Here is a 19,752-nt window from a genome sequence, read left to right on the forward strand (position 1 = left end):
ACATTAAAACACACCAATTAACATAAAAACACTTTATTTTAGCGTATAATTACTGATAAGTCAAAAGCCAGCCATCAACTTTCTCAGGGCGGATGCTGGCTTTTGGCCCCCATATCACAGGAGACATTTTCCATGTTAAAGCCTGTTAGCTACAAAACAGATCAACACAGAGCTTATCAACAAGCTTTAGATGATTTCGGCATCACAGAATTACTGGCAAAGCTCAACAACTACTCTGATGCTGACTTTGATAGTGCCTGGATACAACTCCAGCAGCAAGAAATAGAAAGTCTAGCTGCGATTCTGATTTCTCAATTAACTTACAGCCTCAATGGTAAGTTGATTGCCGCTTATCTCAATCTCATCCGGCACAGTAACCAAGATATAGTCCCAAGGTTGATTAACCTCAAATGCCCAGACGCATCTATTGAGCTTCCCGCTAACTTTCCCGATGTAGCAAAGACACCCAGATTTTTATATGGCGATCGCTTGCGTTGGCTCTCCACTGAAAGCAATACTGACTGGGGTATTGTCATTGGTCGATTTTATAGCTTTGCTTGCGATCGCTGCTGCTGGAGTTGGTGTTATCTGATTTGGTTGAGCAAAAATAGCCCCAGTGCAGCTTGGACATCTGCCGATATTGCTTGGGAAGAAGATTTAGAACCAATCAGCGAGGAAACAGACTTATGAATCCTCATCCACTCAAGCAGCGAGAACAAGATTTGATGCAACTCTACAGTTACTGTCAACTGGGCATGACTCCGAAGCAGTTTTACTCCAAGTGGCAGGTAAACTACGAACAAATGGCTCAGATTTGCGATCGTTCCCTTTCCACCGTTCGGCGCTGGTTTGCTAGAGGTAAAAACTACCGCCGCCCCATGCCAGCCGATTTACGCCACCTTGCACTGATGAACTTTTTGCTGGAACACTTTGAGGAGATTCCCGAAGAACTGTTGCAGAAGCTGTGTTTTCCAGACAAGAGTGGGTAGAAATTGAATCTAATTTCAATATCAAAATGATATTTCTTGCCAGCCACCGTCAAAGTAGGCTGGCTTTTGTCTTGGAAATTAGAGTATTACTAGGAGAATTTCATGACATACCTTGAAAGGCTCAGTCCTTGGTGTATAGTCCGGCTTTTACCTAATATGCAGAACCAAATTGTAGCTCGTTGTCGTCGCCGCAGCGATGCAGAAGCTCATTTACAAGTTTTGCGCCGACTCATCCCTGGTGTGAGTTTTACACTGATTTTCAATTTGGGGGTAGAGTAACAAGATTTGACTGCTGTAGAGTAAGTAGCGATCGCATCCTTCTGTTACCTGAAACTGCCAGTTGGGGTATCACCTACGTGGAGGGGGTACGGGTTAACTAAAATGAGTAAGTAGCACACCTCAATTACTGAGACATTTCAACACTCGTTCCCAGTGTCAGAGCCAGTCAATCTCTACCAATATTTCTTTGCCGTTGTCATAAAATACGTGAACAACAAGTTGCTTACGTAAATGTCAATGGTAACCTCATATTTAGCTACGACATTCCAGCATCTTTGGCCTAGTGCCAAACGCTCCTTTGTTTTACCCTTCTTTGTAAAGAGCTTCTTACTTAAGTACTCATGCCATATCCTGTAAGTATAATGATCAATAAAAAGTTAGTTAAGAACCATTTAGCCTTGTTTCAGATTCTACTTCCAAATAAGTTTTAATGATCTGCTGTAAAGCTGTCTTAAAGTATATCTAATAAGTTTAATATAGCAATATACCAGATTGACTAAGCTCAAAGTATATTTGACGCAGGCAATCTATTGATGTATATATTTATAAATATTGGATTTTGTGCAACTTCAATGATTAGTACCGTAAAACTAAAACAGATTAAAGTCTATATTGCTGGGAAAGTTTCTCCTAATTCGGTATTTGGGACTTCTAATTGGCGCGATGGTTTTTGTGCAAATCTTTCTGAAAAAACTGGATTTCAAATTATCAATTTAGATCCACTTAAAAGTCATGAAGACTTTAATCTTGATGAAAACAATTCACAGCTTATATTCGGAAGAGATTGTTTTATGATTAGGTTAGCAGATTTAGTGATTGTGCATCTTACGAATGATATAAGCGTCGGTGGTTCTCAAGAAATGTTAATTGCTAAATACTATAGAAAGCCTCTTATTGGGATTGCTCCCAAAGGAGGAAAATTTCATCAATTAGAAAAAAAAATTTTAGGTAGAGTTTACAAAAACTGGATTCATCCATTTGTTAAAGTGCCTTGTGATTTAGTAGTTGAAGATATTAACGAAGCTGCCGTTTCTATTAAGAATTTATTCTCATCTTTTGAAGATATTCCTGAAATAAAAGATTTGTCAGTTATTGATGAATCCGCAGATTATTATGAAAAGCAATACCATCACCTCGACAAATTTCTTCATTTTGATTGATTAAGCTATTGCTATAAATAAATTAAATTATAAAACTTCTATGTCTGACATTTTGCAACGGCAAGCAAAAGACTCTTTAATAAATCTTCAAGATTGTTTAAAGTGGTATGCGAAGAACCGAAATAATGACTTTGTTGGTCAGTTTTTAGATGAAGAAGGGTGCAAAAATAAACAATCCGGTATTTATGGAATGAGTATATGGCTAGTTTTAACGAGTGAAATCAGAAACGATCAATTTATTACAAATATCCGACAGCAATGCAAAGAAGAATTGAAAGAGATAGTAAACAAAACAAGAATAATCAGCGCTCCTAACACGACAGCGCCTGATAATGATAATTATGAAATGAAGTATATTATACCTAAAATTTGTTATGCATTTGAGGCACTAAATCAACTAGATGATGCAAAAGCAGAAGCAGGTATTTTACAGCAGTACATCCAACAAGCCCAGCATGGTGAAGGTTCATGGGGATTTTTAACTAATTCAAATGAAGGTAATACTGTTATTACCGCCTTAGTACTAAGAGCATTTAAATTAGAACCTAGTTTTAGAAAAAACTTGGAAAATGGGCTAGATTATCTTAAAACACATTTTGATGATACAAAAAATTTGTATGAGCGCCTATTTGTTTTAAACACAATTCACTTGTTTGATGATATTGAAACTTCAAAGAATATTGATGTAGAAAATAATATTAAAAATAATATTAAAAGTCTATATAAGGAAGTATATTACAATCCCACTAAGTTTGCTAACCCTCTAAACATAGATTACAACGATCCAGGAAATCAAAGGACACGCTACTTTAGATTGCCTACAGATATGATTTTACTAGAATCTTTAACTCTTATATCTGGAAGCAACCTACAGTATTTACATGTTCATGCTGGCAGACGTATTCTTAAATATCTCATCGATAATCTAAAAAGCTCAAAATTTACAAAAGACACATCGGGACATAGAGCATCAGCGGGATTTTACTTTTTTGTTAAAAGTGTATTACAGCCAATTTCCCACAGAAAAACTTCAAAAATACCAAGGTTGATTAAAGATTTTCATGGTTTGCTTGATTGTTCTATGGCATTTGGCATTGATTTTACATACAATTTACTCATTCTCATAGCAAGCATAATAATTTTATTATTTTCAATAATAAGCAAAAATAACTTTCTAACTCAATTTATTATTGGTATATTACTAAAATTAATACTCGATTTATTTAAAAGTTTATATAATTTTTATAAAGCGTGGGGAGAGCCATGAATAAATTTATCTCTGATGAGCCTATTCGCTTACAAATGATTAAAGATATCTTTTTAGAAACAAATAATCAAGCACTAAATATACTTATTCAAATTGGTGTAAAAGATGGGGATGATGCAGCGCTTATTAAATATTCTGAACAAGATTCATTAGTAGTAGCTAGTGATTTCATTAGAGGTTCAGAATTCTATTTGTTTGAACTGGGTTATCTTAACTATTTCGATATCGGATACTATCTTATTGTAGCTAATTTGAGCGATATTGCAGCAATGGGTGCCACACCCTTGGCTCTAACCACAGTTATTCGATATAGAAACGAAATGACTGATGAACAATTTAATCAGATAGTTAGAGGAATAAAGGCTGCGGCTGATTTTTTTAATGTCCAAATTATTGGAGGTGATATAGGTAGTCATAGTGCTGATGTCCTGACTGCAACTGCATTAGGAATGGTAAAAACTGAAAATGCTCTGTTACGGAGAGGTGTTAGAAACGATGATTTACTTTGTGTAACAGGTAAAATAGGGCTGCCAATTACAGCGCTCATATACTTTAAAGAAGTAAAACCGTTGAATTCTGGTTCTTTATTAAGTATTGAAGAAGAAAATAAAATTTTATTATCTTGGCAACGTCCTGTTGCAAGGATAGAGGAAGGACTATTACTCAGTGAAAATAAACTTGCAAATGCTTGTCAAGATATTTCTGATGGGCTAAAAGCAACAATACAACAAATGTCAGAGTTAAATAACCAAACTTTTACTATCTACGCAGATAGGTTACCTATTGATGAAACAACAAAGAAATTGGGCTATTTTCTTAATATAGATCCTGTAAAAATTGCAGTTAGTGCTTCAGTTGATTTTGAACTAATGTTCACGCTCTCACCTCATAACCAAAAGCTTTGTTCTGCATTATTTGCAGATAAAGGATGTAAATTTAGTGTTATTGGAGAAGTTAATAAAGTCAATAAAAATATTTTATTTGATTACAATGGCAATGAAGTAGAATTACCAGGAGTTGTTTGGAAACAACAAACGGGGGACTACTTAAAACAAATTATTAATAGAATGAATTGAAAATGAACTGTTTATTTTGTTCAATTATCGAAACACCGGATTTACATAAGAATCCTGAAGATGAAGTTATAGAAGAAACAGAAAATTTTTATGCGAAACCTGCATTAGGTCAATTTATAGAAGGTTATACTCTCATTAACAGTAAGAAACACTACAATTGTTTTGCTTGTATATCTGCTAAAGAACTTAATGAATTTGATATATTCAAGCAAAAAATAATAAAAAGATTAAGTAATATTTATAGCCTTCCTGTTATTGTGTTTGAACATGGTAATGCTACCTTTCATCATCGTTCTAGTAACTGTGCAGGCTGTATAGCCCAACCATTAATATATTCTAGTGATTGTGGAGGTTGTATAGACCATGCACATATGCACCTAATTCCATTTGATAAAGATTTACACAATCTGCTAAAAGAAAATTTTGACTTTGAAAGGATTGAGGATTTGGTAGAATTATTAAAATATCAAGCCGAAAATTTATCTTATCTATATTATGAGTCAACTAATAGAGAAAGATTTATTTTTAAGGTGGATGAAAAGCTTCCTTCTCAATTTTTACGTAAGCTTGTATGTGAAATTCTAGGGCAGCCCAACGTTTGGAATTGGGCAAAGCATCCTTTTCGTGACAAAATTCAATCTTTTAAAAAAGTTTATTATAATCAGTATTTTGATGGTTAATGTTTTTCCTGCCAATCGGCTAGTTGTGCTTTTCATATCTTAAGCCAAAGCTAATATATTAATTTTAATGAGATTAGAACAAGTCATTATACTTAGACAAAACTAAGAGTAAAAATAATTAGGATTATTGCGGAAATTGTTTGGACAACCAGAACAATTTATCCAGAGACTTGGTTTATTTAAAACTTTTTTCTCTTAATTTACAAATGCTTCTGTTGCTTTGCCATTTCCGCAAATAGCAGACCACATCTATGACAACACCCATCCTCCCACAGTGCAGGCATTTTGAAAGGTGCTTGACAATTGGGACACTTCGCTAAAATTTTGAGTTGATGGCGATCGCACTTCCACACCGACTTATACTGCCACTCAATTTGGTGACAAGGCGCTTCAGCATAACAAGCCCCACACAAGCGAATTGGCTCATGCTGCATTCCCACTCCAGCAGGTGGTAACATCTGGGCTAACCTTTGGGCATCCACTTCTACTACAGATGCGATCGCTTCCAATTCTTGCTGACTAGGGCGAGGATTAAAATGAAATCTTTCCCAACGTGCCACTACAGCACCAATTCCTGCCAAACTACCCAACCCACTCGGAGATAAATGGTTAGCACGTCTGAACCTACCAAGAAAGTGGCTCAGGCTCTCTTTTTCATAGGGTTCAATCAAGAATAGCCAAGGCTTAACATTTGGTGCTTCTATCATTTGTACTCCTTAGCTACTTCCTGTAAAACAGCCTTGTCAATCTTCTTCAATCCTCTTGATAAAGAACAAATTGCTGCTTCCCTCAGAATCTCATCAAGGCGACCAATGTAACCTTCAGTTGTTGATGTGAGAATCCTTAGCATCTCCTTGCTCGTTAAATTAGAAGACACTGGCAGTTTCAGAACCATTTGTTCCCACATTTCTACAGTCTTCTTGAAATCCTCTCCCGACAATTTACCGAAGCGAAGATGGGCCCTAAAGCGTTCGAGAACTTGTTCATCCCTCTTTATTACCGCATCCAAACGATCTGTTCCTACCAGTACCACAGCAATTCCTAAATCTTCGGCAATATCTCGCACGTCAGCAAATGTTTCAGGCTTGAGACGGTCAGCTTCATCAATAATTAGCATCTCTACGCCACAACCCCTGAGTACTTCTATCGTCCTATCTCGAAAATCAGATACAGTTCCTTTTGCTACCCGATACTTGAGGTACTCAGTAATCTTTTTAAACAAATCCTTGGGGCCACATTTTTGGTGAGGTCGAATATAAACGACAGGTACAGTTGGAGGTCGTCCAGCTTCCTGCTGAGGCTTATGTATATGTATGTAGGCAGCACAAGCAACTGTCTTACCAGTTCTTGATTCCCCAACAACTCGGCAGGATTTTCTTGCCTTGCGCTTACCATCTAACCAATCATGGAGAGTTTTTACATGCTGTAAAGGCACAATACTCTTACCCTTGAGACGAGCAATTTCAGCTTGCAACCACTCATCATCCGGTTTTACTCCACCCAACTGCTGGGCGATCGCTTGAGCTTCTGTCATTGTCTAAAACCCATATTCTTCACGAAGTTGTTCATAGTCCCACACCTCAATGTCTTCGTATTGAGAGTGAACCGTTTCTGTAAATTCCACTTCATCTAGTTCAACTATTTGAGAAGGCAAGGATTCTGTATTACTTTCATCAACCGCAACAGAACGCAAAACAGCCTGTTCCAATTTTTGACGCTCCTTACGGCTTTTCTTGTTAGCTACAAGAGCATCGCGGTCAACAACTTCTTGCAACAATGATTGGTTACTGATAGTTTTCCCTGCGGTACGAAGTCTACGACTCGCCGCCTCAGCCTCATCTAATGCCAGTTGCTCTGTCTCCAAACCTTGAGCATGAGCGCGAGTCAGAAATACTTCCTGATTATTTTCCTGGCGATAAACCAAAATTGTTGTAATGTCTCTGGGGTCAAACCTTAAGTTGACAGTTTCCCCTGCATAACCTGCCAGATATTCTCCTCGATACATCAAGTTCTGAAACTGCAAGCAACCACCTCTTTGCACAGTGCGCCGTGACTGCTTCATTAAACAAATATCCAAATCTCGTTCTGGTATTGGTACTGGCACTGTAGGCAAACCTGCTTCCCAACGCTCAAAGCGAGTTTGGTCGCCCATCCGCGCATCAATACTTTGGTTATAACGATCTACTATGTAACGTACAAGTAACTGTTCTAGTTCTCGTAAAGTAAGTCTTGCGTCTTTCTCCGCATCTTCTGGGCGTTCCTGTACATTAGATCCGGTGTATCCAGGAAGCGTTGAAAATAGTTGGTCATTTAATGTTTTGAAGGGACGTTCCACTACTCCACCTTCAGAAGGGCGATCGCGTAAATGACAGACAAACCCTAATTGCGCCCCAATCTGACTCAAGTGGTTAGAACGAAAATCTTTACCGCCATCAGTATAAAAGTGTTCTGGTTTTCCATAGGTTCCCCACTCACAATGGAGTTTGTACTCGAAACCGTACTGTTTGGGTAGAATTGCATGGCGTAACGCTAATGCTACTACCCCAGAACTGGGTGCATCAAAGCCCAAGTTGATACCCATAATGCAACGAGAGTAAGTATCAATTACTGTTGTCAGCCAGGGACGACTTAGCAATTCACCATGTTGATCCACCAGCAACACATCCACACGGGTATGGTCACATTGCCAAACATGGTTACTGTAATCAACCGATAAATCTTTCCCTTCACGGGTTTTAACTGAAAGCGTAGTTCCTCTCCATCCAGGGCTACGAATACTCTTGGCTTTTTCTTGCTTTTCTAATATGGGCGCTAATACCCGTAACACAGTTCTGTAATTGGGCGGCTTAGAGTCCTCCAACTCACGGGCTTTAGCCTGGACTCTGAGAGCAACTTGTTTAGGGGTCATACGTTTACTACCCTTGTTCCCCTCCTTGTAAGTTTTAGTAATGAATTTTTCCCAAAACTCACCAATGCGATGTGTTCCTTTATCAGCCCTACCTGTTTGAGCGAGTCCGACTAAACCATCTTGTTCCCACTTTTTCACCAATCTTTGTACCGTTCGCAACGATACACCTAGTTTCTCTGCTGCTTCCCGCAACTTTTGCCCATAAGTTGTGCGATCACAGGGTTCCAATAAACTTTGGATTACCTCTAGCTTGAGTTGGGCTTCCTCTGATAGTTGTGTAACAATTACATTCTTCTCAAGAGTTGTACTACTTTCTCCTAGTAAGCCTTCCATAGGAATTGCCGAGGTATGAACAGCTAAATCAGGGTTTTGCTGACTGTTCATAATAAATAACTTTTTTATAAAAACATACTGTTATTCTAATTCTACAGAAAGCGACAGTCAATTTGTCATTATGAAAATACACAAAAGCTTTTTTCCTTCTAATGAAGCGACAGATAATTTGTCACTATTACAGAAAATGACAGCTAATCTGTCACTGTCAATGATGTTATCCTAGTACTGCTAAACCGCTATAACCTATATTGAGCAAGGATTTAATGGATGACATTAATTTGTCACGGCGACAAATAAAAAGTCACTGTACAATAACTTTGTGCCCACACTCTTGCGCTAAAGTTGCAAATGAACGTGCATCTAAAGCCAGGAGGAAAGAGTTGTGAAAGCAGTCTTGATGACAGCAGCTGGCAGTCCAGAAGTTCTGCAAGTACAGGAAGTGCCAAACCCTGCTATTCCCGTAGGTAATACTGAACTTTTAGTGCGTTTGGTGGCGGCTGGCGTTAACCCCATTGACACTAAACTTCGTAGCCGAGGCACTTTCTACCCCGATCGCACGCCGACAATTTTAGGATGTGATGGTGCAGGTGTAGTCGAAGCGGTGGGTGCTAGTGTTCAGCGTTTTCGCCCAGGCGATGAGGTATATTTTTGCTATGGCGGCTTGGGCGCACACCAAGGTAATTATGCTGAATATACTGTTGTGGATGAGCGGTTTGTGGCACGTAAACCCGCCTCTATCTCCTTTGCCGAAGCAGCAGCAGCGCCCTTAGTGTTAATCACTGCCTGGGAAGCTTTATACGAACGGGGACGATTGGAACCTGGGGAACGGGTTTTCATTCATGCGGGTGCTGGTGGTGTCGGTCATGTAGCAATTCAATTGGCGAAACTCAAAGGTGCTACTGTTTCCACCACAGTCAGTTCTGAAGAAAAAGCTAATTTCGTCAAACAACTAGGTGCCGATCATGTAATTTTTTACAAACAAACAGACTTTGTGCAAGCGGTATTAGATTGGACTGGCGGCGAAGGCGTAGACTTGGCTTTTGATACCGTAGGCGGCGAAACCTTTCATAAAACCTTCCCCGCAGTGCGAGTATATGGCGATATTGTGACGATTCTCGAACCAGATGCCAATACTGTTTGGAAAACTGCTAGACTACGCAATCTCCGCATTGGGTTAGAATTAATGCTGACACCAGCATTGCTAGGATTAGAAGAAAGCCTCCAGCACCATGCAAAAATTCTCGAACAATGTGCTACCTGGATTGATGAAAGCAAATTAAAAATCCATGTTAGTCACAAATTTTCATTGAAAGAAGCGGCTAAGGCGCACCAACTAATTGAAAGCGGTTCTGTGACGGGTAAAATTGTTCTACTGATTAGCGACGATTGATCGAACAATTTGCATAATTTATTTTTTAAACGCATAGGCGCTTCTCTACGAGACGCTACGCGTAGCTTGCTTCCCCGTAGGGGTACGCCTTCCCGCAGGGTATGTACGCAGAGGTTAAACGCAAAGGTACGCAAAGGTGTTTCTTGGCGCTACTCTACGCTTTCCTTCTCTACGAAACGCTTTGCGATTGCGTTCCTTTGCGTTTTATCAATTCTTCTCTTCTTCCCTCTACCAACGTGGGCAGCACAGACGCAACCAGAACGCACACCCTTAACTCTAGAATTATTACAAGAACGTCTACGCACACCGACACTCCGCGAAGGCAATTTGACGGTAGATTTGCAGAAGATGGTGATTGATCTGCGCCCAGAAAATACTAGCTTTCGTGATGCCTTTTACCAACTACTGCGAAAAGAACTAGGTGCAAAACCTCTAGGTTTAGACCTTAGCTATACTCTGATTTTAGGAGATTTTGTAGGCAGCGATTTGGGTTTAAGAACACCTTTGTATGCCCAAGCGATCGCTGCGATTTTCACCGCCACCGAACAAAAAGAACTAGAGCGTTTGCGCTTCGTTTGTCTGGAGTCACTTACGAACTCCAAAGATTGTCGATCGCTTTTGGGAACAAAGTCAACTCCATCGAGTGAAATTTCCGTTTTTCGTGGTGTCTTGACACTGGTGCAAACTCGTTTCAATGGCGAAATGAAGTTCTCTAATACATTCTTTCTTCAGTCAGTGGATGCCCAAGGTGCAACTTTTCTCCAATCCACTAACTGGGCTGAAACTCGATTTGGTCGTCCCGTCAGCTTTAGCGGTGCTAAATTCAAGCAACCAAGCAATTTTCAGGGCAGTATTTTTTTTGAAAAAGCTAATTTTAAACAAACCCAATTTCAGGAACTCGCTGATTTTCAAGGCAGCATCTTTGAAAAGGTTGCCAACTTCAACCAAGCGAATTTTAAGCAATTGGCTAAATTCAATAGTGGGCAGTGGCAAGAAAATGCTGATTTTTCTGATGTCCGCTTTGCGAATCAAGCCCAATTTACTAAAGCAAATTTTAATCAGTTCCTCCTTTTAACAGAAGCTACTTTTGAGCAAGCTGTCATCTTTCGAGAAGTAGAGTTTAATCAATCAGTAAATTTGCAAGGTGCAAGCATTCTCAATCAAGCAGATTTTAGCGATGCGAGGTTTTCTACAGAAGCTTGTTTAAGCGTACCTAGTTTAACTTTTAACTCTAACCAAGCAAAAATTTTAGGTAATCCTGGTCAGATTGGTAAGATGTTCTGCATCCCTACATTGCAAGGTAATCAAAACATCTTGCGGAATTTAGGACAAAATTTCCGTCAGCAACAACAAGTTGCCGATGCTAATGAACTGGAATACACAAAACAACAACTGCGATTAGTAGAAATGAGCCGCAGTTTGACGGCTACAAATATTAACAGTGCAACTGTTGCAAGTTTGATTAAACTGGGGTTTTCTGCAACTCAAGCCGAAGCAATCGCCCAGCGTCGTCTGATAAAATTATTTCGTAACAGTAGTGAGTTACTCACCTTAGCAGACATCGATTTAGAAAAATACACACAACTAAGCAATCGTTTAATTGTTGGTGAACCTCTTTCTATCATTGGGTGGTTACTGCAAGCTTGGAGTTGCTTGGGGTTGAGTGTACTGCTGTTGTTGAGTGGCTATGGTACGAATTTTTGGTTAGTGTTTGGCGTGGGAGGAGTTGCGATCGCTTATTTCGGCTTACTGTTTTGGTTAGTGGATCGCTATCGTCGGTTGCATCCTGTACCAATTATTCCTACATCTTATGAAACTATTTCGATATTAGTCAGTTTTAGCGTTTTAGAATTCTTCAGCTTACTAGCCATCTTTCGCAATGCTCAACAACCTTGGCTGACATTGGGGTGTCTTTTAATTATTATTGTCCCTGTCCCGGTGACTTTATTGATCCGACTTTACCAACAAGGTCGTTATCACAATTTAATGGACGTTTCTTACTTCACAGAAGACGGCACATTTCGCCAGTTACGATTGTTGATTGGACGTTTGCCAGTGATACCAAGGAATCAGACATTTAGGGAACGATATATGCCTCTGTTGTGCGATCGCCGTTGGAACTGGCTCAACTACTATGATTTTAGTCTCAACAACCTAGTTAAATTAGGATTTAACGACATTCGCCTGCGAGATGAACACCTACCAGGCATCATCTCTGCACTAGCTTGGTATCAATGGAGTTTGGGTTTAATTTACATTACTCTCGTTTTGTGGACACTTTCTCGCACAATTCCAGGATTGAATTTGCTGATTTATCTGAAATAATTCCTGCATCTGAACCTTATACCAGTGACTGCACTATTTATTGCTATCAGCATAGCGGTATAACGTCGAACAAGAGTGATAGAACCCTAGATAAATGCAGATTAACTAAATATCTAAAAATTTGACAAATTCATCAAAAGATTGTTTATTGCAATATAGTATTTTACCTAAATTAAATTTTATTATACAAGTGTCTCAGTTAATTTCCTTAACTTATTGTCTAAAAAAATCTACAAGTTTGATAAAAATACCAAAATATTTTTCATTGCCCTTAAAAATGAAATCACATACATTGTTAATGTAAGTAGCATTAATTAAATAATAAATTATCTGCACTTAAAAAGATAACCAAATAATCTAGTGGCTACTAACTAGTGTTGCTAACAATAAAAACAAGAAAAAAGTCCTTATACAGACTTAATTTTGTCTATTTTATGTTGCTATGCTAGCAAGATTTTTATCCCAAAAATAGGAGGCTTAATCCTAATGGCAGATTTGAATAATAGTGGTAGCGATAACTCCTCTACTAGTGGGAACAATCCGCTTAGAGATTCACCCTTCGGTCGTTTGAGTGAAGTTCTCAGTGATGAACAACTCACCAATCTATTCAGTGGTGTTGGAAATGGAGAAGGTGGCGGTAGCCCTATTGGCGGCGGTGCGGGTGGAGGTGGCAGTCAGCCTGCTTTACCCTATGGTGGTAATCCTTTCGCTGGCGACAATTTCTGGAATATCTTTGCAGGCGGTGTGAACCCATCCGCAGGCGGTGGTAATCCAGGTAGTGGCAGAGACCCTTTGACTGGTGCTGGTAGCCAGACTGGTACTATTAGCACAACTGAAATACCGGACGGGTTCAGTTTGAGGGTTACTATTGACAAGCTAATTGACTCAAGACTTGACAAGGAACTGGGTGGTGAACAAATTCCATCATTTGGTGGTAGTGGACAAATCCCATCATTTGGCGGTAGTGGTCAAATTCCATCATTTGGTGGTAGTGGACAAATCCCATCATTTGGCGGTAGTGGTCAAATCCCATCATTTGGCGGTAGTGGTCAAATTCCATCATTTGGCGGTAGTGGACAAATCCCATCATTTGGCGGTAGTGGACAAATCCCATCATTTGGCGGTAGTGGACAAATCCCATCATTTGGCGGTAGTGGACAAATCCCATCATTTGGTGGTTGATAAATACCGTTCGCTTAATAGAATTCTTGCGAAAACTAACAGATAAATAGAGGAGAACAATAATGAGTTCTTCAGTACATAGTATGCTAGTACAGTTTGGCGCAAATAAACATACCATTCGATAAAACTGAGAAGCATGTATTATCGGTGATTTGCCTTCTGCATTCTTGTACTAGTTTGCTATTTTACGCCTTTTAACTCTTTATAGATAAGGATTTAAGGAATACTTTCTGTTAGTTTGACAGTAAGATAATTAAAGCCTTTGTTTTAGAGATATTTTGGGTTTAGCAAATTCATAATTGGTATAACAGGTGCTGAAGACCCCATAATTTTTTAAGTAAAAATAGGAGAATTAGTGCCAATGGAAGCGTCTGCTATCAATCCCATTAATGGTGGAGTTAGCCCCTTAAATGCAGGCGACGGTAGTAACCTGTATAGCGTTAGTTCCTTTGCTGCCAATAACAGTTTCTCTGCTGAAGGCAACCTATTGACAAGTGGTAGCAATCTATTCATAGGTAACGGTAACAATCCCATTCCAGGTGGCGGTATTAACCCGTTTGCAGGCGATAGTGGTAGTAAGCTTCAGCAATTAATATTTGATCGATTAAAGTTAATTTTGGGTGATAGCTTTTTTAAGGATATTGACAACAAATTGGCGGGAGGTAGTAACCCGTTTGCAGGTAGTGATTATCCTATTGCGGGTGGGGCTAACAACCCCTTTGCAGGTAACAGTAATCTTATTACAGGTGGCCCTAGCAATCCGTTTGCAGGTAACAGTAATCCTATTGTAGGTTCTGGAAGTCTACTTCAACAATCGCCTTTCGATCCATTAAAAGAAGTCCTTGGTAACAATATACCCTTTAGTAATGCTGGGAATACATCTAATGCTGGTAGCCAAGCCTTTAATGAGGGCAACGCACCGGTTGGTAATGGTAACAAGAACTTTGGTAATAATAACGCAACCATTGGTAATTTTAACTCGGATTATGGCAGTAACAGCGCAACCATTGGGAATGGGAACTGGAACTTTAATAATGAAAACACAACCATAGGTAATGGCAACTGGCTATTTGCAAAGAGTAACACAACCCTTGGTAACGGCAACTGGTATTGGGACAACGGAAGTAACAACGCAACATTAGGTAATGGTAATTGGCACTTCGACAGTAACAACACAACACTAGGTAACGGTAATTGGCATTTCGGTAGTGATAACGCAACGATTGGAAATGGTAACTGGGACTTTGGCAGTAATAACACAATTATTGGTAATGGTAACTGGGTTTTTACCAGTGGAAATGAAATTATTGGTAATGGCAATTGGTTAGTGGATAGTGAAAAAACAATAATTGGAAAAGTCAACAATACCAGCAGTTTAGATTTATCCCTACAAGAAATTAAGACTGATGTTAACAATCTTATAGACTCTCTTATAGGTAAAATGGGTCAAAATTTTCTTGGGTTAACAGGAGATTTTGATGTATCAAGTAGCCAAACGTTTAACCGACTCATCTCTTCTAAAAGTGTTGGTATTAATGACACAAATATATCTAACGACATTGAGCTACTTTTGGCATCACTTAGCCCAATTCAAGGGAATATGATCGATTATCAGCCTGTGCAAAACCCTCAGTCTGTCCCAGAACCTGTTTCTTCAGTGTCATTGGTAGTAATTGGATTTGTATGTTTGCTGTTATCACTGTTTAAAAAACAACAACTAACGTAAATTTAATTCTTCTAACCTGATTGCGATCGCACTAAGTAAGTTGTGTACGAACAATATGGCTGAGATAACGATAAAAGCCAAATTTTACATAATTATCAATGCCCAAAATACTCATTATGACAGTATTTTTGAGTTTATTTACTCTACCAATCATTCTCTATATTCTACTTCCTAGCCCAACAGCTTCTTGGAGATTATTTTCCTCAGTTGAGTAATAGTAATTGTATCGTTCAGTCTGGGGAGTAACTCCATTTACCACCTGTCCAAGGACATTTTGACCAGATTTTTCTAAAAGCTCCTTGGCAATACTGGCGCTAACAGAATCAACAACCCCTGGACGAACTACAAACAAAACACCATCAGCCATTTGACCTAGAGTAGCAGCATCAGCAGCAACGTTTAATGATGGAGCATCAATAATTACGAAGTCATAGTAGACAGATAAAGTTTGGATTAATACAGCCATTTTTTTCGAGTCCAGAAGAGAACCTGGATTAGGAGGTGTAACTCCAGAAGTCAGGACATACAAATTATCCATTACTTGTTTGATAGCTGTCCTAATTTCAGCTTGGCCAACAATCAAATTGCTTAAACCTTGATCATTAACCAGTTCCCAGATTTTATGCTGAACAGGACGACGCATATCTGCATCTATCAGTAAGACTTTTCGCTCCATTTGAGCCATTATTAGAGCTAAATTAGCTGCTACCGTTGATTTGCCTTCTTTGGGTACAGAACTAGTGACAACTATAACTTTTACCTCCTTATCAGCACTCAGAAACTTCAGATTTGCCCGTAACATTCGGTAAGCTTCATTAATGGGCGATCGCGGCATATCTCGAACTACAAGTCTTTTGCCATACAACTCTATATCTTCATTTCCATGAATCATTTTTTTTGAGTTATTAAATTCAGGAATAGTCCCTAATAAAGTAAATTTCAATAACTCCTTCGCTTGCTCAACATTCTTAACTGATTTATCTATTGTTTCCAAAATATACATAGTTGCCAAAGCTGCTAAACTTGCCAATATTCCTGTACTCAAGTACAAAAACATTGGGGAAGAAATTGACTCTTCCGGTACTTCGGCTTCGGATATCATGCTTGCATTACCTAAATTTTGATTTTCAGCTATTCGGCTTTCTTGCAGCTTTTGTAATAACAATGAATAGGTAGATTGCGCAGCTTGTACTTTACGTTCAAACTGGCGCTGTTGTTGTTCTAATCTCGGTAGATTATTCAAACGTTGTTTATAAGCAGCTTGTAAACCAGATAAAGTAGTAATTTGGCTTGCTAAACCCAGACGGTTTGACTCTAATTCTACAAGCCTTGCAGAAAGCTGCTGTTGTAACTCTCCCAGTTGAAAGTTTTGATTTAATTGTGCCTGAGTTGTTCCTACAACGTTTTTTATCCGTTCTTGTAGTAGCTCATTTAAAGACTGCAATTTGTATCCCAAATCGATTATTTGGGGATGATTGTCTTGTAAAACAGTGCGCCTAGCTGCCAGTTGTGATTCTAGCTGTTGAATTTCTTTCAGAATATCTTGTACCCCTGAAGTTTGGCTAAGAGAAGTCATAGCTACTGCTTGCTGGGAGTTCATACCTAATTGTTTACGAATTCCTTTAGTTTGTGCTTCAGCATCAGCAAATCTAGATTGAGCTTCACTAATTTGCTGTTGTAATGCTGTAATGATCTCCAGTGACTTCGTTGCTTCTTCTTGCAGAGAAACAATTTTGTACTTTTCTTTAAACCCTGCTAGTTCTGCTTCTGCTTGTCGAACAACTAATTCCGCATTTGGTAATTGTTTTTCTATAAACTTCCGAGCGGTGGTTGCTTGACTTCTATGAGCATGTATATTGTATTCTAAATAGACATCTATTAAAGTATTAACAACTTGTGCGGCTATTTTTGGATCTTTATCCTTATAAGAAATACTTAGAATGTCCGCCCCATTAATTTCTTTTACTGTGAGCATTTCCAAAAACTGGTTAATTTTTAAATTAACCTTTTTGTCGTCCTTCAGGTTCAGTTTTTTTATAGTACTTCTAACAACTGGGACAGAGCGGATAACTTCTGCTTCTGTATTAAGAGGATTATTTTTGTTGTCAACTAATGGTTCTAATTTACCCATCTCTGTTCCTAGTCCTGTTAGAGAAGAAACAGTATTTACTCTTTGGAACCTTAATTTCCCTTCTGCTAAGAAATAAGGCTTTTTGAAAAATGTAGCTACCTGCAAAGTTATGAATACACAAGCAAAAACACCTAAGCCAGGAATCCAACGGCGCTTCAGAATTTGTGCATATTTATCAAAGGTTCCAGAAGATTCTTTTATTGACATAATTGATTATTCTAAGATAATGGCTGTGTTTGAAGTGAAAATTAAGTTGCTAAGTAGAATTTTTTAGAAACCATGAGCACAGAACTCAAGATCAAAATTTTGCCTAAGTCTTAGTATTTTTCATTCACTTAAGAGAACGATAAGCAGGGAAAAAGTTTGACTTTAGTAGAGTTTCTGGTTCAGTCTTTAAAGATTTTGCTCGTAATTCAACTAAATAAACATATTTTTCTTCATCTGTAATTAAACGCGATGTAAAGAAGGAATATCTTTGTTTAGAAAAACCTGCTTTAAAATTGTAGAGACTATCTTTAGCTGCGCCAACACCACCGCCCAAATGCAAAAATTTATTTCCACGTTCTTTAGCCCAAAACCGAACGTAATCAAACATTAATTTGCTGGGGGCATGTTTTAGAAATTCGTTTTTTGTTCCTCCAAGGTGGTATTGAATTATTTCACCGCATTCAGTAAATATTCCAGCACAAGCAACTTGATTATTTAACTCTAAAATACACAAGTGGATATTTTCATTTAGATTGGCTAAAGAAGCAAAATATTTATAATCAAAATAAAAATATTTATTAGCTCCTACACGCTTCATTGTTTCAGTATATATATCAATAAAATTATCTATATAATCCAGATAATTAACCATTTTTGGAGTAAATCCATACCGCTTACATCTATTGATACAAGTCCGGTGTTCTGGTCGCGTTTGCTGCCATATTTCTGCTGTTGAAAGCCTTAAATCGATAGATATAGTTTCTCCTGATACTTGACAAAGTTGAGAAGCTAAAACTTCATTAGAATTTTGATTTAATATTGGATGCAGGCGTAAGAACGCTGAACACACCCTCTTGGACAAGAATACAGATTTTAGCTTTTCAAGTGCCAAATTTAAAAAATGAGGTGTGTTAGCTGCCGCTTCACTTAACAGAAATCCAGGGTAACCATAAGGCGAGACAACATCAAATACTTCTGGAATCGTTAGATTGCCATCAAATAAATCATCACAGCGGCGCAGTAAATAAGGTAAAAAAAATATTTTTTCACCATCGACTATCAAAATAGCCTCTGGTATTGATTGGGTTCTTTGCGACTCTAGATATACATATTCAGGCAAATGATAAACATCATAATTAAGCTTTTTCAGTGTTTGTAACCATGAAGGGTTAGCTAAATCAATTATTTGAATATCCATCTTTAAAATTAATTACGAATTACAAATTATTAGTCATGCCCAACAAGACGATAATATTTATGTGGATATCGCCAGTGGATAAATTGCTCAATAATGGGGTTTATTTGCACCTTTGCAGGGATATGCTTTACCTGAAAACCCATTCCTTCTTTGAAAATACAGAGTTTTTCATCTTCACGAGAATGCAAACCGTTGACAAGCTCACGAATTAACCCAGATCGGCGACAGACCTGTGCAAATTCAAATAGCAATCCCGTACCAATGTAAGTAGACAATGCCTCAGTGGCGATAATTACTTCATCGATGTAAGCAATACCGTTGACGGCGTATCCTGTAAGATAACCGCAAAGCTGTGTACCGTTAAGACCCGCAAGAATCAACCGCCGTTCGGAAGTGACATAATCAGCCAGTCCCGTCAAATAGTCGTTTTTTGAAGGTATTTGACGATAAGATGTTCGCTTTAATGCCGACGAAAAGACTTCATAACCCTGCTCCTGCAACAGCGTGAGTTCGTTTAACTGCACAATATTTACTCGTTTGTAACACCTTCGTAGATGATTTCGGCGATTTGCTGTCACACTTTGGAGATCATAGTTTTCTAGGTTTGGTAAGTAGTGAATTGGCATTGAGGCGTTAGCAATGCTAGCATCAACCTCACATAATGTTGTTTGGAATCCCCAAGATAAGGGCGTTGGACAAGTTGCTTCTTCAGAACTCAAGCGTGCTAACCAATGAAGCGGCTGATAGAAACCCCGAACTGTCTCTTTCCAGTAGCGATCGCAATGACGAATAACATGTGTTCCCTGTTTGCGATGCCAATCGGCGCATTCTTCTTCTGTCATTGAGTTTAACACCGCTGTGGATACATCTCGTATCTGTTGAAAACTCATGTTTCTTT

General features: G+C 38.6%; 17 protein-coding genes. 11 read left to right on the plus strand and 6 right to left on the minus strand.

The window, feature by feature from the left end:
- Positions 1-132: 132 nt before the first annotated feature.
- The 7 genes from H6G92_RS20150 (at position 133) to H6G92_RS20180 (ending at position 5,451) form a co-directional block, all read left to right on the plus strand.
- Positions 133-690 carry a hypothetical protein gene (locus tag H6G92_RS20150; protein ID WP_190895376.1) on the plus strand — a complete coding sequence of 186 codons (558 nt, stop codon included), beginning with the start codon at positions 133-135 and terminating at the stop codon, positions 688-690.
- On the plus strand, positions 687-989 hold the full coding sequence (locus H6G92_RS20155; RefSeq protein WP_190895377.1) for a helix-turn-helix domain-containing protein: 303 nt from the start codon (positions 687-689) through the stop codon (positions 987-989). The genes H6G92_RS20150 and H6G92_RS20155 overlap by 4 nt, the downstream gene beginning before the upstream one ends.
- A 102-nt stretch (positions 990-1,091) precedes the next feature.
- Positions 1,092-1,268 carry a hypothetical protein gene (locus H6G92_RS20160; protein ID WP_190895378.1) on the plus strand — a complete coding sequence of 59 codons (177 nt, stop codon included), beginning with the start codon at positions 1,092-1,094 and terminating at the stop codon, positions 1,266-1,268.
- Positions 1,269-1,840: 572 nt separating this feature from the next.
- Positions 1,841-2,428, plus strand: a complete 588-nt coding sequence (locus tag H6G92_RS20165) for a hypothetical protein (protein ID WP_190895379.1) — start codon at positions 1,841-1,843, stop codon at positions 2,426-2,428.
- A 40-nt stretch (positions 2,429-2,468) separates the two neighbouring features.
- On the plus strand, positions 2,469-3,695 hold the full coding sequence (locus tag H6G92_RS20170) for a hypothetical protein (protein ID WP_190895380.1): 1,227 nt from the start codon (positions 2,469-2,471) through the stop codon (positions 3,693-3,695).
- Positions 3,692-4,771 (plus strand): thiamine-phosphate kinase, encoded by a 1,080-nt coding sequence (thiL, locus tag H6G92_RS20175; RefSeq protein ID WP_190895381.1) that lies wholly within the window; start codon positions 3,692-3,694, stop codon positions 4,769-4,771. Before H6G92_RS20170 ends, thiL begins: the two co-directional genes overlap by 4 nt.
- A 2-nt stretch (positions 4,772-4,773) precedes the next feature.
- Positions 4,774-5,451: an HIT family protein gene (locus tag H6G92_RS20180; protein ID WP_190895382.1), complete on the plus strand. Its 678-nt coding sequence runs from the start codon at positions 4,774-4,776 to the stop codon at positions 5,449-5,451.
- 200 nt (positions 5,452-5,651) lie between these two features.
- Here H6G92_RS20180 and H6G92_RS20185 read toward each other — a convergent pair whose 3' ends face one another.
- Genes H6G92_RS20185 through H6G92_RS20195 form a run of 3 tightly spaced genes read right to left on the minus strand, consistent with a single transcriptional unit; the run spans position 5,652 to position 8,743 of the window.
- Entirely contained in the window at positions 5,652-6,158 is a 507-nt protein-coding gene (locus H6G92_RS20185; RefSeq protein ID WP_190895383.1) for a TniQ family protein, read from the minus strand.
- The gene (locus H6G92_RS20190; RefSeq protein ID WP_190895384.1) at positions 6,155-6,985 is read right to left on the minus strand and encodes a TniB family NTP-binding protein; all 831 of its coding nucleotides are present in this window, start codon (positions 6,983-6,985) and stop codon (positions 6,155-6,157) included. The genes H6G92_RS20185 and H6G92_RS20190 overlap by 4 nt, the downstream gene beginning before the upstream one ends.
- A gap of 3 nt (positions 6,986-6,988) precedes the next feature.
- On the minus strand, positions 6,989-8,743 hold the full coding sequence (locus H6G92_RS20195; protein ID WP_199344890.1) for a Mu transposase C-terminal domain-containing protein: 1,755 nt from the start codon (positions 8,741-8,743) through the stop codon (positions 6,989-6,991).
- Between the two features lie 334 nt (positions 8,744-9,077).
- Here H6G92_RS20195 and H6G92_RS20200 point away from each other — a divergent pair, with 334 nt between their 5' ends.
- From H6G92_RS20200 to H6G92_RS20215, 4 genes are all read left to right on the plus strand, one after another.
- Complete coding sequence (locus H6G92_RS20200) at positions 9,078-10,085, plus strand: zinc-dependent alcohol dehydrogenase family protein (protein WP_190895385.1); 1,008 nt, start codon at positions 9,078-9,080, stop codon at positions 10,083-10,085.
- Between the two features lie 348 nt (positions 10,086-10,433).
- Entirely contained in the window at positions 10,434-12,410 is a 1,977-nt protein-coding gene (locus H6G92_RS20205; protein WP_242059248.1) for a pentapeptide repeat-containing protein, read from the plus strand.
- Positions 12,411-12,896: 486 nt separating this feature from the next.
- The gene (locus H6G92_RS20210; RefSeq protein ID WP_190895387.1) at positions 12,897-13,592 is read left to right on the plus strand and encodes a hypothetical protein; all 696 of its coding nucleotides are present in this window, start codon (positions 12,897-12,899) and stop codon (positions 13,590-13,592) included.
- A 361-nt stretch (positions 13,593-13,953) separates the two neighbouring features.
- Entirely contained in the window at positions 13,954-15,318 is a 1,365-nt protein-coding gene (locus H6G92_RS20215; protein WP_190895388.1) for a hypothetical protein, read from the plus strand.
- Between the two features lie 157 nt (positions 15,319-15,475).
- Here H6G92_RS20215 and H6G92_RS20220 read toward each other — a convergent pair whose 3' ends face one another.
- The 3 genes from H6G92_RS20220 to H6G92_RS20230 form a co-directional block, all read right to left on the minus strand.
- A complete protein-coding gene (locus tag H6G92_RS20220; RefSeq protein WP_190895389.1) occupies positions 15,476-17,656 on the minus strand; it encodes a GumC family protein in 2,181 nt (726 codons plus the stop codon).
- Positions 17,657-17,780: 124 nt separating this feature from the next.
- Entirely contained in the window at positions 17,781-18,854 is a 1,074-nt protein-coding gene (locus H6G92_RS20225) for a GNAT family N-acetyltransferase (RefSeq protein ID WP_190895390.1), read from the minus strand.
- A 29-nt stretch (positions 18,855-18,883) separates the two neighbouring features.
- Complete coding sequence (locus tag H6G92_RS20230; protein WP_242059242.1) at positions 18,884-19,744, minus strand: hypothetical protein; 861 nt, start codon at positions 19,742-19,744, stop codon at positions 18,884-18,886.
- Positions 19,745-19,752: the final 8 nt, after the last annotated feature.

This window comes from Nostoc foliaceum FACHB-393, from assembly GCF_014698505.1.
Lineage (GTDB): Bacteria > Cyanobacteriota > Cyanobacteriia > Cyanobacteriales > Nostocaceae > Nostoc > Nostoc foliaceum_A.